Here is a 13012-nt window from a genome sequence, read left to right on the forward strand (position 1 = left end):
CACCGGGTTCAAAAGTCCCGTTTTTCCAAATTACGCATCAGTTCCGGAAATCCTCTTTCTTGATACCCAGGCGCTCCATCACCTCGCGAAGCACCTTGCGGTCAATCCCGAGGATCGTGGCCGCCAGCGTGAGGTTCGCGTTGCTGTCCCGCAGGGCCCTAGAAATGACGTCGCGTTCCACGGCCTCGCGGGCTTCCTTGAGCGTGCGGGGGCTTTCCTTCGTCTGCTCCTGCAGGTCGTCGAGTCCCAGATCCTTGGGCTGGATGACCCCGTGGACCGCCTGGACAAGCGCCTTCTGGATGCGGTTCTCGAGTTCGCGGACGTTTCCCGGCCAATGGTAGCCGAGCAGCGCCTTCTCGGAATTGCGGCTTAGCTTGAACTTTCCGCGACCGTATTCAGCGCCATACCTGCGAATAAATTCTTCGGCCAGGAGAACCACGTCCTGTCCGCGTTCACGCAGGGGCGGAATCGAGAGGGGCATCACCTGGATACGGAAGTAGAGGTCCTCGCGGAACTTCTTTTCGCGCACGGCCTCTTCCAGGTCCACATGTGTCGCGGAGATGACGCGCACGTTCACCGGGATTTCGCGGTTATCGCCCACGCGCGTGATATGCTTTTCCTGCAGCACGCGCAACAGTTTCACCTGCATGTTCAGCGGCAGGTCGCCGATTTCGTCGAGGAATATGGTGCCGCCGTCGGCTTCCTCGAAAAAGCCCTTGCGAGAATCGATGGCACCCGTGAACGAGCCCTTCGCATGCCCAAACAGGAGCGATTCGATCAGGTGTTCCGGGATGGCGCCGCAATTCACCGCAATGAACGGGCGTTCGGCGCGCGGGCTCTGCCTGTGGATGAACCTCGCGAAAACTTCCTTGCCCGTACCCGTCTCGCCACGGATAATCACCGGGAGCGGGAGCGGTGCGAGCTTTTCGGCCAAGGCGACAAGTTCGGACATCGCCGGGCTCGAATACACGATTCCATCCTTGCGGACAACGTTCTTCAAAACGTCTAGGGATTCCTTGTCGCGCAGGCGGTCGTAGGCCGCAAACGCAAACTTTTCGCAGACAGCGACAAACGAATCAAACAGTTCGCTGTCTTCATCGGTAAAGGGTTCCTTGCGGGCGGCGCGCTGCAAGTAGAGGTAGCCCGATTCGCTATCGGGAGTGCGGAAAGGCGACACCATGATGCTCGTGAGCTGGTTTTGCACAATCGACTTCGAGAGGTCCGCCCCATCGTCGTCGAGCTGGTTCCACACCACCGCCTTGCCTTCGCTTTTGGCCTGTTTCACCGCCGAGATAGAAATGGATACCTGTTCCGGATTCGAGAAGTGGAGCGGAGAATCGCCGGCGATATCAAGGACACCGGCATCCGCATGCAGCACACCCTTCGCGACCGAAAGTATCTTCGGGAAGAGCTCTTCCGGCTTGTCCTCGTCGAGAAGCGTCTTCACCACATCCAGCATTTTCTCTGTTGCAAGCATCGATTCCGATTTCATAAACATCCTTTCCTTATTCTTCGCCGTCATTCGTTCCCGGAACCGGCAAGGATTCCAGGACAGCCTCGGGCATCTTTTCGAAAGGTTCCGGGGATTCCGCTTCCGGAACCTCGGTCTCAAGAGCCCTCGACTTTTCAAGCATCCGCTTGCCCGTTTCGTCTACGGAATTACCCGCAGGCAACAGCAGCAAGAACAGAGCCATTACAGACAATATAAGAACAATCGCAGCAAGAAGCAGCGCAACTCGCCGACGCCCTGTGCGTTTGGTCACGGCAAACGCTACAGGCAAATCGCACGTTTCACCTCTATTGCAACAATTCGTTCCGATTTTTGATTCGACCGAAGCCATGAACGCCTTGCGGGTAGAATTCCAGACAACCTCGCCGCCGCATTCGGCATCGAAAGCGATTTCGAGAAGTTCGTCGAGTTCGTCGAAATCTTCCACGCGGTCTTCGGGACTAGAACGGAGCAGTCCCTTCCACAGAGGTTCGAGCCTCGCTAATGTTTCTGCGCCCACGCCCTTCGCATAAAGCAAAGTCGTCGGGTCGAGACCATCCGCAGAATTCGCGGCAGCCGCATACGCGTCGAATTTTTCCGCCGAAAGCAGCGGTTCCCCCGCGAGCCAGCAATACAGGAGCATGCCCAGGCTGTAGAGGTCGCTCTTTTCCGTGGCGGGCTTCCCCTGAAAGCGTTCCGGAGCGGCAAAGGCGGGAGCACCGGGACCGACTATTCCGCAGTCGATAACGACGGGTTCGCCGTCGCGACCGAAAATCACGTTCGAGGGGTTCAGGTCGCCATGATGGACACCCTGCCTTGCAAGGTCCGAAAGGGTCCGCGTCACCTTCCGCAAGGAATAGAGCGCGACCGCAGGCGGCAGCGGCGCGACGGCATCCGATTCCGCGCCTTCGATAAATTCGTAGACCAGGTAGGCTCGACCCTCGCGCACCCCCGATTCAAAAATCCTGTAGGCACCGGGGAAACGGCCACGCAGCAGGACTTCGACCGAGCGACTGTCGATGCGGACGCCTTCCGCATACCACTTCAGGACAAAAGAACGTCCGCCGGAATTAAACTTGTAAATCCGGGCCTCGCCGCCTTCGTGCAGGAGGGTGCATCCGCAAGCATCGTCGAGTACGCTCATAGTTCCCCGGATTGGACCATGGCCTTGAGGGAATCCTCGGCGACACGCGTCCAGCGTGCAAGAGCGGCATCCTTAGGCAGGGCCTCGTGCCCCATCGACCAGATATCCCAGGCCGATTCCACATCGTGCTCTTCCCAGTAGATATTTCCGAGGTTCAGGTACGCAGACGCGAATTTCGGTTCCTTCGTCACGATGTAAACGTAAATCTTTTTGGCTTCCTCCACGCGGCCCTGGTTTGCAAGAATCAGAGCCTTGAGGTTATAGCTGAAGTAGTTCGCCGTATCGAGCAGGATGGAATGGTCCAACAGCGGCAGCACGTTCGTGCGGGAATCCTCGGCAAGGGTCGCACGGGCAAGGTAGAAGAGTCCCGTCGAGTAAGCGGCGTCAATGCGGCCGCTGCTATCCACCTTCGAGAGGATGCGGAACTCGTTCACGGTACGTTCCCAGAGGTCGCGGGTCGATCCCTTGAGCCTCTCCTTGTCCTCGGCGATAGCGTAGTACGCAAGGGCCAGGCCGTAGCGGGCATCGCGGTCGGCGGGTTGCACGTCGAGCGCCTTCGAAAAGTTCAGGACGGCACGGTCATAGTCGCCGATGCGGAGCGCCTCATTCCCGCGCTTCACGTCATCTTCGACGCATGCACAAAAACAGACTGCGATAGCCAATACCGCAATCAGACGTCCCAACTGTAGAAAACGCCCTGTCATACCCCCAAAATACATTAAAATTTCGGATTTTTTCGATTTTTCTAAAAAAAAACGCCCGTAAACAAAGTTTTTCGGCAATTCCATAGAAAAAAAGAAATCCCCGCCGCAAAAGGCAGGGATTCCGAAACATTTTCAAAGTAGAATTACTTTTCGATGTCGTACTGAGCAACGAGGTTGCCTTCAGCGTCGAGAGCGCGGACGACGTTTTCGTCGCGCTGGAGCGTGAGGTTAGCCTTTTCGCCAGCAGCGGTGGTCACTTCGACAGACATCGTGCCATCGGCGTTCTTCACAGCGGCGATGGAGTTGCCCTGAGCATCCTGCTCGAAGTAGGAGTCACCAGCAGCGAGCGGGTTGGAGCCAGTCCAGAATTCGACAGTGTTGAGGACGAGGCCGTCGATGAGGCCCAAGCAAATCCAGTAAACACCGAAGATGTTGAGGATGAAGTGAACGATGGAATTGAGCCACTTGTTACCAAGCGTGCCGTTCCACTTGTGAAGCTTTTCGAAGCAAGCGTTGCTGCCATAGCAGCCGGTGAGGGTGATGAGGCTTGCGCAAATGAGGGTAGCGATACCTTTTTTCATTTTATTTACTCCTTAAGGATTGAGTTCATCGTTTTTTACGACTATGGGAAAATATAACTAAAAAAACATCTTATTGCGGGAAAAATACGATATTTTTTTGCAACACTTTGACAAGCGTCACAGCGTCCGGAATGAGCGGAAAACGCTCCAACTTCTTGATATGAACCCATTTAGCATCATCGTAGCCCGAAAGCACCATGGAAAAATCGGGGCATTTTACCCTAAAGGCGTGCACCCGGACGCCCCGGGCGCAAACCGAATCAAAGGCCCCCAAACAGCCAAATTTTTCCAAATTCAGCGAAAGTCGCTCAAAAAACGACCTTTCGAGGCTCTCTTCGAGGGTCTCCCCGGCATCGAGAACCGCAGTCGGGAACTCCCAGCGACCCGCATAGGGCCCCCCTTGAACCCTCTTACAGATAAGGATATTTTCGCCGGACACGGCTATTCCACAAGCAACATGCATCTGCTCCCCTTTTTTCAATTTTTTGCCAAGGAAAATACAAATTATTTGTTATTTTGAAAAGGACTTTTATTCAAAATCACTTTTTTTGTCTTTTTGGGGTACAGTCAAGGAGTTTTTATGTCATTTTTCACAAGGACGCTCGCCATCGCGGCAGCTCTTTCCGCATCCGCCGCTTTTGCCACCGACACACTCTCGGTATGGATCATGCCCAACGGCGCCTCCCCGCAAGAAAAGCTGGAACAGCAGCTCGCCAAGTTCACCGAGGAGACGCACATCCCCGTCCAAGTCCAGGTTCTCGACTGGGGCGAAGCCTGGAACCGAATCGCATCCACCCTCGAGACAGGCAAGGGCGCGCCCGACGTGCTGCAGCTCGGCACCTCGTGGATTCCCTATTTTGCCTCCCGAGGCGAAATCAAGCCCCTCAACCCTTACCTGGGCAAGATTATGCCCGACAGGTTTGTCGCGGCAAGCTGGGGCACCACGCACATCGATGCCGACACCACCATCTATTCCGTTCCCTGGTTCATCGACATCCGCCCCGTCCTCGCCAACAAGCGGATCCTCAAGAAATACGGCATCGGGAAAGATGACATCGCCACCTACGAAGGCTTTTCTGCGGCGATCGCCAAGGTGAACCAGGGCAGGGAACTGCTCGAAGACGGAGCCAAGGTCCGCGGCTACGCCTTCCCCGGCAAGAGCGACTGGAACATTCCGCACAACTTCGCGCCCTGGGTCTGGAGCGAAGGCGGAGACTTCATCGCCAAAGACAACGACGGCAAGTGGCAGGCGAACATCCTCACCGAGCCCACGCTGAAGGGTATCGCCAAGTACCTGAACTTCATCCTCGACACTCTAGTCTCTAGCGAAACACTGCAACTCAACACGGCTCAAATCGCCCAGCAGTTCAACAACGGCGAACTCGCCTTCATCGTGAACACCGCCGAAATCGTGATGCAGACACGGTTCAACGGTTCCATGGGAGGCCTTTCGAATGCGCGTATCGGAGCGGACAGCGTCACCGTATTCCCCATCCCGAAGGGAGCTGCCGGAAGCATCAGCTTTGTCGGCGGATCGAACCTCGCCATCCCGGCAAAGAACAGCAATCCAAACGCACTCAAGCTACTCCTGTACCTCACCAATGACGCAAACCTCGATGCCTACACCAAGCAAATCGGGTTTTTGCCCCCATCCAAGACGGTCCTAGAATCCTGGGCCGACGACGAAGCCTACGGCGAACTGGTCCACCTCCTCGAAAACGGTCGCACCTACACCGCCATTCCCGAATGGGGCGACATCGAGCAGGCGCTCGTCTCCATGTTCAGCGCCGTGTGGGAACTGCTCGAGATTCCCGCCCTCTTCTCCGAGGAAAAGCTCTACCAGACATTCAAGGACTACACCGACAACATCAACAACCGCCTAGGCTACACGCCCACGAAAACGATGACTTTCGCCGAATTCCAGGAAATCTGGAAAAGGGCCAAGCAAGCCGGCAAAAAGCAGGTATCCCCAAAGAACGACGCGAAAGACGGAAGCGGATTCAATCCCACGGTGTTCATTTTCTTTTTCGTCCTGGTCATCAGTTTCCTGTTCTCGTACACGCGAAAAAGGAAGCAATAACCGATTTCCGCATGGATTAGGCCTATGAGCAAGACGAAGACAGCGAAAGTAACCAAGTTCTCGAAGAGTATCATTCTCAAGAGCATCTTGCTCTTGACTTTTGCGATGGTGCTCATCATCACTGGCGGCACCTACATTTCCTCGAGCAGGCAAATGCAATCGACCCTCGCAGGCGCATTCGAGACAAACTACGTGCAGCTCCAGCAGATGGCGACCGTTGTCCACAACGAACTCCTGCAGTTCGGCAACCAGCTTTCGCTGCTCGCAAAGACATCCGAAATCCGCAGCATGGATCCGACTGTATCGGCCGGCTACCTCAAGAGCTACAACATCTCGCCGCTGTTCACTTCGGGCGAGCGCGTTTCGCTGTTCGACCGCAAGGACAGCCTCATCAGCGACAATTCCATGGTGGGCGCAACCGCCGTCGCCAAATACCCTGTCGATCTTTCGAAGCTCACCCCGCACCGCATCCACGTGTCCCGCTGGTACCGCGACCCCGACAACATGAAGCCCAAGTGCGCCTTCGCGACCGTCGTCGCCGATGCCGCCAAGGGAAACGGCAGCCTCGTCGCCAGTTTCTCGGCGCAAAGGCTCTGGAAGCTACTTGCCGAAAACAAGGTCGGCAAGAATGGCTACTTCGTCGCCATCAACGGCCAGGGCGAAATCCTTTACCATCCCGACCTCGAAACCTGGCTTGACGGGCACCACAAGATTTCGGAGCTCGGAATCGAGGCTTTCGACCCGAAGACCTTCGAGATATCGACAGCCACGTTCCTCAGGCTCAAGGACGGCGAGTCCTACCTTTCGACATACCACTACGACGCCACCTACGACATCGGGCTTCTTTCTCTGCTACCCAAGGCTGAAATCGACGCGCAGGTGACATCCATCAGGCTTTCGAGCCTCATCATCCTCGCCGCAAGCTTCATCGCAATCTTGCTCATCGCCTTCTGGATGTACCGGACACTCGCCGTCCCGATGAAAAAGCTCATCGTCCACACCATCAAGATTGCGAACGGCGACCTTTCTAGCGAGGACATCGACCTCGGCAACCGGCAAGACGAAATCGGCATCCTCACCAAGCATTTCAACGACATGAGCCGGACCATCAACCGCCAAATTCACGAACTGAACGCTCACCGCGAACTGCTCGAACAGGAGGTCCAGGCCCGGACCAAGGAACTGGAAGAGGCGAACAAGAAACTCGACCTGATTTCGAGGACCGACGAACTCACCGGGCTTCCGAACCGGCGCGACATGCTGCGAACCATCGACAACGAAATAGGACGCGTGGCAAGAACCCGCAAGTCGTTCTGCTTCATCTTTATCGACATAGACCACTTCAAGGAGGTGAACGACACTTACGGGCACGCCTGTGGCGACGAAGTGCTAAAAGCCGTATCGCACACCATCCGCGGGATGCTCCGCAAGTACGACGTCATCGCGCGCTACGGAGGCGAGGAATTCCTCACGCTGCTTCCCGAGACCGACCTTGCCGGAGCGGCCATCGTTGCCGAACGCTTCCGCAAGAAAATAGAGAACATGACCGTCGAATACGGGAAACTCTCCATCAAGGTGACCATCACGCTCGGAGTCGCGCAGTTCGACGCAGCCCTCGGCGCCGACAAGAGCATCCAGATGGCAGACAAGGCCCTGTACGAAGGCAAGGAGAGCGGCCGCAACAGGGTGGTGCTCTGGCAACCCGAAAAAGACGCAGCAAACGCCGCCAAGCAACACGAGCAAAACGCCTAAAGCAAAAAAGCAACAAAAAAGCCCGCCAGTTCAAAACTAGCGGGCTTTTCATCGGGATGACTGAATTCGAATCAGCGACCTCTTGAACCCCATTCAAGCGCTCTACCAGGCTGAGCTACATCCCGAGGTCTCTCGTAAGAGTATGCCAAAGTTAGTTAAACCTCGGCATTTTTTCAAGGCAAAACAGCGAAAAAAGCGAAATTATCGCCAATTCGGGGCCGGACTACTCGTTCCAGTAGCCCACGATAAGCACTTCCGGAGTCGCCTTCGGATACTTCTTGCTCTTGAATGAAACAATCTTCCTGATGCTCTTCTGCTTTAATTCCCAGCCCTCGCGAGTGAGCCCCTTCGTCGAGAGAGTCACCTTGATTCCGGGAACCTTGCCGCCTTCCTTGATCTTGTCGAGCTTGTCGACATTGAGCATCACGGGTTTCGACTTCATTGCGAACTGCTTCGCCGATTCGGGCGAAAGTTCTATGTCAGGGCGGGCCTTCTTGTCGGTCTCCCACACGTAAAACGTCCACTCGCGCTTCTCGCCTGCCTTGTAGAAACCGGCATCGAAAAGTTTCTCGCCGAAGAACACGGGAGCCTTCACCACGCCGGAGAGCTTTGCCGTGTAAGGTTTGCCTCCCGCAGTCACCAGTACGACCGTCGGATCAATTTTTCCGTCCATGCCGGCAAAATCCATGTCGAATTCGATAGTGACAGCCGCTTTCGGGGCAATTTTCTGCGGGAACTTGAAATTCGACATGCCGATGCCCTGTCCGAACACGTTTTCGAGCACAATCTCTGCACCCGTGGTGTTCGCGCCCTGCAGCACGTAGTGTTTCTGGTCGCCCTGGGCAACCTCGCCCATCGGGTAAACCTCGGGAACAAAGCGGATGGCCTCGTCGGCAAAGGAGGCTGCGGCAAAAGCGAGCGCCGCGATGAATGCGGATTTCAAAATCTTTGATGTCATGGGCAAGAATATAGCAAATTCAACGCAGGGGCTGCCCGTGCGGAGAAGCAGGCTTTTGCGGGTGGAGATTGGGAGGGGAACGCGACTTTCGAAATAGCCACGAGGAGTCTGGAAATAGCCACGGGGCTCGAAAATAGCCGCCGGAGGGCTGAAAATAGCCGCCGGAGGGCTGAAAATAGGACTAAACGGCATCTTTTCGCCCATTTAGTCCTATCGCCACTTTGACTGCGACGACCTCGGTAGGACTAAACCACAATTTCACCCCCGTTTAGTCCTACCAACCTGCAACTTCAAAAAAATTTTCAACCTCTTTCAGCAAAAAATCAGAGGATTGCGGGGATTCTGCATACGAAAATGGAGGGAGGAGCGCCCGGAAATAGGACTAAACCACAATTTCACCCCCGTTTAGTCCTATTTTTCCAGGTAACGGCCCAACCACTGGTCTGCGGGCTCCATATTTTATACATTACACCCAACACCATTAATCTGAGGGGAAAAAATGGACTATCATATACCCGAGCTGATTTCCAGGGAATCGCTTTCGCTCCAGATGGCCGCGCGCCTGCAGGAGTTGCAAGCCCTCCGCAGCGAAAAACAAAAGGCCCTAAGAAATGCACCCAAAGGGCGGCTTAGAATTTCAACAAGCAAGAGCGGCCATTCGCATTTTTACCTTGTAAGCAACAGCAACCTCAACGGAGTTTACGTTCCCGAAAAAGAACTCCGCAAGGTTCAGGCTGTCGCCCAAAGGGATTATAACAAGGCTATTCTATCGGCAACCATACGTGAAATCGAATTGCTGGAAAAATTTGCCCAGAAATACAACGGCACCGAGATTGAGGACATCTACAACGCCCTAAATCCAGCCCGCAAGAGACTAGTCGCTCCGGCGATATTGCCCGATGCAAAATACGCCGAACTCTGGCGGAACCTCCCATACAAGGCAAAATCCTTCGCAGAAGACACTCCGGAAATTTATACCTCAAGAGGCGTGAGAGTCCGGTCGAAGTCCGAGGTCATCATCGCCGATTCTCTAGATAGTGAAGGAATTCCCTTCCGGTACGAATTCCCACTTACAGTCAAGGGCATGGGCACACTGCATCCGGATTTCTATTGCTTGAACATTCGCTCCCGCAAGGAACTTGTATGGGAACACTTCGGACTGATGGACAATCCGGAATACGCGTCCAACGCCGTCAAAAAAATCGAACTCTACGACAAATCCGGCTATACGCTCGGCGAGAAACTCATCGCAACATTCGAAACATCGACCACCCCGCTTAACGCGAAACATGTAAGGAACGTCATTCGAAAATTCCTGAAGTAGTTTCACTTCAGCCGCGCCCTGAGCGAATCAATTTCGGCCTGTTCCAGGCCAAGCGAAAGCAGGTACTTCTCGGTGGCGGCCGCCAAATCAGCATTCTCGAAATCGGAGATGTCGACTCCCTCCACCTTATACGCATTCCGCATGAGCCTCACGATTATCGCCTGAATGAGTTCCGCCTGCTTCGCGGTCAAGGCAACCTGCCTGCCGCCACTCACGCTATAGAAATTCCTGTGCGTTGCAACGTAATCTGCCTTGATTTCTTCGGCGGTCGCTCCCATCAGGGCCTCTAGCACGGCTATCGAGAACCCGGTGCGGTCCATGCCGTACGTGCAGTGCCACAGGTACGGGCTATCATGCTCTATCATGTAACGGAGCCCCTTCACGAAGCCCTCCTTGAACGGCGTGTTTGCAAAGCCCGGCAGCACATCAAGGTAAACAATGTTCCGCGTCGCATAATAGGACTGCGCAAAGCCGTTGTACGATTCCGCATATTCCTCGCTATTAGCAAGATTCACGAAGGTCTTGACTCCCGCGACCGCCGCAAGTGAATCCGCATACTTGTTGCGCCCAATCGAGGGGTCCACCGGGCTCGACGAGCGGTAAAGCCGACCCTCGCCCATTCCCGTCGTACGCACCATCCTGAAATTCGCAAAGTCCGCGACGGAAAGCTCCGGATACGCCTCAATGGAATAGGAAATTGCAAGTGAGTTCAAGTTTCCCAAATGTTCCGCATATCCGCCCTTCTCCTTCATCCGGATGGCAACTTCTATCGGGAATTCTGCACCACGCCCGAGACCAATGACCTCCGCCATCTGTCCATAACGGGCTTCAAGCTTGAGATAATTCAGTCCCGAGGAAACATACAAAAAGAATTCGCCCGGAAACACATCGCCATAGCTCGCAACCACGGGAACGTCCAGCGTATCGTACCCAGGCACCATTACTGAAACAACGTCCCCGTAATCGAACTTGGTCAAGAACGAATCCGCGACAATATCGATATTCAACGACCCAAAGGCAAACACCTCGAAAGTATCCGTTACCAGAGCAACAACCGACACGGTTTCCGAGGCATCTGAAGAACTCGAGAATTTTATTGAAGAACTTGACGAAACTACAAACGATGAACTCGAAAAGGTTTCTGACGAAGAATTTTCTTCCGAAACATCGGCAAGGGAACTATAAGAATTGCTACAGGCGACAAGGCCGAGAGCCATCACCAATACGAATGTCACGAGGCGTAAAAACTTATAGAGCATACCAAGCACAACTATACAATTTTTTACAAGGCTGTGCGAAGGCGCGCCCCAAAACAAGAGCGTCAACGCGTTAAAGAACAAAGTAATTCACACATTTCGGCGTAGCTTTCGACCACATTCTCCGGGGCAAGCGGGAGCAAGTTTACCGGCTTTCCGAACCCGCAGAGGAGCGTAACGCAGTCGACACCGGCGTTGCGGGCAGCAAGAATATCCGGTTGGTCATCGCCCACCATCACGGTTTCGGCGGGAGAAACCCCTGCGGATTCCATGATTTTCAACAGGCCCGCGGGACTAGGCTTGCGTTCGGGCGTGGTGTCGCCGCAGAGCACGAATTCAAAGCGATCGCGAAGGTGGAAATGTTCCAGCAACTTGAATGTCGGACGCTCCGGCTTGTTGGTAAGCATGGCCACGCGGGCAGTCGTATTACGCAGGAATTCGACAACGCCCGGATTCGGAAGCGTGCGCTCGGTGCAGTGTTCCCAGTAAAAATCCGAATAGACCTTGTGAACCATTTCGACTGTAACGCCCGTGCGGGCAATGTTTTCCGGGAGGGCCGCCTCCCCCATGCTCCGCTCGATCAGCTTCATGGAGCCGTTCCCGATAAAGGTCCGTACGCGCTGCTCGTCATGTTCCGGCAGGCCAAAGTGGCGCAGCGCAAAATTCACCGCCACAGCAAGGTCGCCGAGGGTGTTGAACAGCGTGCCGTCCAGGTCAAAAACAATCAGGGATTTGTGGTGAAGCATGGCGGAGCCAAATTTAGGAATCTTTTTTACCGCAAGAATTCCATTTCCACAAGAAAACGGTAAAAGCAAAGCGCCGACACGCCCAAGATGAACACAAGCACGATTACGAACTGCACCGGGTGCTCCCGGAAACTGTAATCCGCCTTGCCGTAAGAGAACTGCCCGCGAACAATCGCACTGATGAAAAGCGCCAAGAAGATTAGTGCTAGCAGAAGGGACATTGAATTACGCGTTATCGGGACATCAATAGTAGCTTGTTATTCCCTTGAAGGCCGTCGTTGTCGAAGCGGACGGTGGGATTTTTGCCGCTCTTGTAGGCATCTTCGCTTTCGTAGAGGGAATGGGCTACAGAAACGCCAGGCTGCGTCGCGAGATTTTTCTCGCCTGCCGGAACCGCGCCACCAAACGAGAACTGCTGCGAAGCGCCGTCTTTGAACGTTCCCTTGGGAATGCGGATGGTTTTGCCCAACTGCGCGATGGACGCTCCCGTGCTATCGACGAATTCCGCCACTAGATACACATCGAAGAAACAGGGCGCCACGCCGGTGTTCTTGACGGTAATGTTCAATGTGTTCGTCGCAACATCGCCTGCGGCGGTGTCGGCGGCCGTAACCGTCTGCAGTTCCGCACGCGTCACGGTAAAGTTGTAGCCGATGACCTTGCTCATGGAATCCGCGAGTGCCTTGTTGTCCTTATAGAAATAGTAGCCACAGTCGTTATCCTGGTCCAGCACATAATAGGTCAGGTGCGCCGTGGTAATCGCATCCACCCAGCGTTCCGCAGTCCACTTCTGGCTACCTCCGGGAATCAGGTCGTCGTAGGTCAGCATCGTCTTGTAACCGGCGATATTCTCGGCGATAGTCGGGAGGTTCGCGTTGTATGCCCGCAGCAAGGTATCGGGCCTGCCGGGAATGCCGATGAACCCGTCGTCGCGCTTGGTAATGCCGAGGTCGAGCGCATGCGTATAGACATCGCCAA

13 protein-coding genes and 1 tRNA gene are annotated in these 13012 nt (G+C 54.8%); 3 read left to right on the forward strand and 11 right to left on the reverse strand.

Annotated features, from left to right (window positions below; all coding sequences use genetic code 11):
- Window positions 1-37 precede the first annotated feature (37 nt).
- From B2310_RS12625 to B2310_RS12645, 5 genes are all read right to left on the reverse strand, one after another.
- Window positions 38-1492 (reverse strand): sigma-54 interaction domain-containing protein, encoded by a 1455-nt coding sequence (locus tag B2310_RS12625; protein ID WP_290724145.1) that lies wholly within the window; start codon window positions 1490-1492, stop codon window positions 38-40.
- Between the two features lie 13 nt (window positions 1493-1505).
- On the reverse strand, window positions 1506-2633 hold the full coding sequence (locus tag B2310_RS12630; RefSeq protein WP_290732187.1) for a serine/threonine protein kinase: 1128 nt from the start codon (window positions 2631-2633) through the stop codon (window positions 1506-1508).
- On the reverse strand, window positions 2630-3337 hold the full coding sequence (locus B2310_RS12635; protein ID WP_290732190.1) for a tetratricopeptide repeat protein: 708 nt from the start codon (window positions 3335-3337) through the stop codon (window positions 2630-2632). Before B2310_RS12635 ends, B2310_RS12630 begins: the two co-directional genes overlap by 4 nt.
- Window positions 3338-3480: 143 nt before the next feature.
- Window positions 3481-3918: a DUF3332 family protein gene (locus tag B2310_RS12640; protein WP_173364955.1), complete on the reverse strand. Its 438-nt coding sequence runs from the start codon at window positions 3916-3918 to the stop codon at window positions 3481-3483.
- A gap of 70 nt (window positions 3919-3988) precedes the next feature.
- Complete coding sequence (locus B2310_RS12645; protein WP_173380918.1) at window positions 3989-4399, reverse strand: NUDIX domain-containing protein; 411 nt, start codon at window positions 4397-4399, stop codon at window positions 3989-3991.
- Window positions 4400-4498: 99 nt separating this feature from the next.
- On the opposite strand from B2310_RS12645, the gene B2310_RS12650 reads away from it, so the two are divergent.
- Window positions 4499-5998 carry an extracellular solute-binding protein gene (locus B2310_RS12650; protein WP_290732195.1) on the forward strand — a complete coding sequence of 500 codons (1500 nt, stop codon included), beginning with the start codon at window positions 4499-4501 and terminating at the stop codon, window positions 5996-5998.
- Between the two features lie 24 nt (window positions 5999-6022).
- The gene (locus B2310_RS12655) at window positions 6023-7750 is read left to right on the forward strand and encodes a sensor domain-containing diguanylate cyclase (RefSeq protein WP_290732198.1); all 1728 of its coding nucleotides are present in this window, start codon (window positions 6023-6025) and stop codon (window positions 7748-7750) included.
- Window positions 7751-7801: 51 nt separating this feature from the next.
- Here B2310_RS12655 and B2310_RS12660 read toward each other — a convergent pair.
- Both B2310_RS12660 and B2310_RS12665 read right to left on the reverse strand, forming a co-directional pair.
- Window positions 7802-7875 (reverse strand) — tRNA-Pro (locus tag B2310_RS12660).
- 98 nt (window positions 7876-7973) lie between these two features.
- Window positions 7974-8708, reverse strand: a complete 735-nt coding sequence (locus tag B2310_RS12665) for a hypothetical protein (RefSeq protein WP_290724158.1) — start codon at window positions 8706-8708, stop codon at window positions 7974-7976.
- A gap of 499 nt (window positions 8709-9207) precedes the next feature.
- Between B2310_RS12665 and B2310_RS12670 the strand changes: the two genes are divergently transcribed.
- On the forward strand, window positions 9208-10032 hold the full coding sequence (locus B2310_RS12670; protein ID WP_290732202.1) for a hypothetical protein: 825 nt from the start codon (window positions 9208-9210) through the stop codon (window positions 10030-10032).
- Window positions 10033-10034: 2 nt separating this feature from the next.
- Here the strand turns inward: B2310_RS12670 and B2310_RS12675 are convergent, their stop codons facing one another.
- From B2310_RS12675 to B2310_RS12690, 4 genes are all read right to left on the reverse strand, one after another.
- The gene (locus tag B2310_RS12675; RefSeq protein WP_290732204.1) at window positions 10035-11291 is read right to left on the reverse strand and encodes a tyrosine-protein phosphatase; all 1257 of its coding nucleotides are present in this window, start codon (window positions 11289-11291) and stop codon (window positions 10035-10037) included.
- A 62-nt stretch (window positions 11292-11353) separates the two neighbouring features.
- On the reverse strand, window positions 11354-12034 hold the full coding sequence (locus B2310_RS12680) for an HAD family hydrolase (protein WP_290732206.1): 681 nt from the start codon (window positions 12032-12034) through the stop codon (window positions 11354-11356).
- Window positions 12035-12060: 26 nt separating this feature from the next.
- A complete protein-coding gene (locus tag B2310_RS12685; RefSeq protein ID WP_073056062.1) occupies window positions 12061-12255 on the reverse strand; it encodes a hypothetical protein in 195 nt (64 codons plus the stop codon).
- An 11-nt stretch (window positions 12256-12266) separates the two neighbouring features.
- Window positions 12267-13012, reverse strand: a 746-nt coding sequence (locus tag B2310_RS12690; protein WP_290732212.1) for a hypothetical protein, incomplete at its 5' end; no start/stop codon positions are given.

The sequence above is a fragment of the Fibrobacter sp. UBA3629 genome (assembly GCF_002374005.1).
Taxonomy (GTDB): Bacteria; Fibrobacterota; Fibrobacteria; order Fibrobacterales; family Fibrobacteraceae; genus Fibrobacter.